Below are 2095 nucleotides of genomic sequence, written 5' to 3'. Positions count from 1 at the left end.
CAGATCATCACCCACTGGGTGCGCCAGGTATTCGCCGAGCTTTTTCCCAAGGCTGAACTCGACCTCATCTACGATGTCTCCCACAACACCTGCAAGGAGGAGACCCATATCATAGAGGGGAAAAAACGCCGCCTGTTTGTCCACCGCAAGGGGGCAACGCGCGCTTTTGGGCCCGGCCACCCAGAGATCCCTCAGGCTTTTCGTTCCATCGGTCAGCCGGTAATCATCGGTGGCTCCATGGGCACGGCCTCCTACATTCTGGTCGGCACCGAGGAAAGTGAGGCCCTTGCCCTCTCTTCAGCTTGCCACGGGGCCGGAAGGGCGATGAGTCGCAACCAGGCTCTCAAAGCCTGGACAGGGCAGGAGATTATCGAACAACTGCGACGGCGCGGCGTCATTGTGCGCAGTCCTTCTCTGCGGGGGGTAGCCGAAGAAGCGCCCCAGGCCTACAAAAACATAGACAAAGTTGTGCGCGCTGCCGACCAAGCCAAGATCGCTAAACTCGTAGCGCGCTTAAGGCCTATTCTGTGTATCAAAGGCTAGGGATCCCCCGAAAGGGGAAGCTATTTTTGGGGGCTTAATGCCCCTTTTTTCGTTGTTTTTAATTCCTAGGGATCCCCCGGAAACAGATTCTTCAGCAAGTACAACGCCTGCATACTTCATGTTTCCAGGGATCCCTCCAAAGAAGAGCGAGGCAGCGAACAGGGCGCGCCGACAACTTTGCTTGTTTCCCGTTTCTAGGGATCCCCCCGAAGGGGGAACTCCGCGTAGACGCCGTCTTTGATGGACACCCAGAGTATCCAGTTTCCAATTTCTAGGGATCCCCCCGAAGGGGGAACTAATCACAGTCGAAGAGTGTGCCCCCACACTAGGGGGTTACGTTTCCAATTTCTAGGGATCCCCCCGAAGGGGGAACTACGCCAACGTAACCGTAACCCGTGCCGAGTTCGTCTTGGAGTTTCCAATTTCTAGGGATCCCCCCGAAGGGGGAACTCCTCTAGGCCTAAATTGGCCATTACCTCAAGGAGTTGGGGTAGTTTCCAATTTCTAGGGATCCCCCCGAAGGGGGAACTCGATGAAAAAGGCCTCACCCATTACGAAGTGTGGAAGTTTCCAATTTCTAGGGATCCCCCCGAAGGGGGAACCTTGAAAACCTTAGAAAGTCCCGGCTTGACCGGGAAGCTCGAAGTTTCCAATTTCTAGGGATCCCCCCGAAGGGGGAACCCAACTGGTTTTGTGCCGAGCTGGCCCGCCTGGAGAGGGCGAGTTTCCAATTTCTAGGGATCCCCCCGAAGGGGGAACGGCACGTACCCGAATAGGCTCCCCCTACTCATACGAAGTTTCCAATTTCTAGGGATCCCCCCGAAGGGGGAACGCTCTACCACGCCTACGCCATCGTCGGTGTGGCCGACGTTTCCAATTTCTAGGGATCCCCCCGAAGGGGGAACGTCGTCACACCGAGGAGGAAGGCCTGGGCACCCTGGCCGGGTTTCCAATTTCTAGGGATCCCCCCGAAGGGGGAACCTCCGCAGTGAGCCCATACTTCGCACCAGGCGGAGTCGTGGGGTTTCCAATTTCTAGGGATCCCCCCGAAGGGGGAACAACAACTGCATATCTACATCGCCAACCTCGCCTGTTATGGGGTTTCCAATTTCTAGGGATCCCCCCGAAGGGGGAACGCCCTAGATACGACTAGGTGTCGTTTTTCCCTGTCAAGTTTCCAATTTCTAGGGATCCCCCCGAAGGGGGAACACAGTAAGAGGCTTCGAAGGAAACACCAGAAGTTTCTGTTTCCAATTTCTAGGGATCCCCCCGAAGGGGGAACTGCTTCGCGCTCAGCGACTTGGGGATCCCCGTCTACCCCGTGGGTTTCCAATTTCTAGGGATCCCCCCGAAGGGGGAACCCCCGTGAGGATCCGGGACAAAAGAAGCCCCCACCTTACCCGTTTCCAATTTCTAGGGATCCCCCCGAAGGGGGAACGGTCACCCGAAATTCAAAGGCGTGGTCGTACACCGCTGTTTCCAATTTCTAGGGATCCCCCCGAAGGGGGAACCTGGGCCTGGGATCTGGCGGCCAAGGCCGGTGGGGACTGGA

The 2095-nt window shown here is 56.9% G+C and carries 1 protein-coding gene and 1 CRISPR repeat array; the gene reads left to right on the top strand.

The window, feature by feature from the left end; translation table 11 throughout:
* Positions 1–543, top strand: a 543-nt coding sequence (locus NW835_RS09405; RefSeq protein ID WP_414415134.1) for an RtcB family protein, incomplete at its 5' end; no start/stop codon positions are given.
* Between the two features lie 183 nt (positions 544–726).
* A CRISPR array of direct repeats spans positions 727–2054; the repeat unit is 36 nt; unit sequence GTTTCCAATTTCTAGGGATCCCCCCGAAGGGGGAAC.
* Positions 2055–2095 lie beyond the last annotated feature (41 nt).

It is taken from the genome of Synechococcus sp. OH2 (assembly GCF_047462155.1).
Lineage (GTDB): Bacteria > Cyanobacteriota > Cyanobacteriia > Thermostichales > Thermostichaceae > Thermostichus.
The sequence above is the reverse complement of the archived record's forward strand: the minus strand, read 5'-3'. Positions and strand labels throughout refer to the sequence as shown.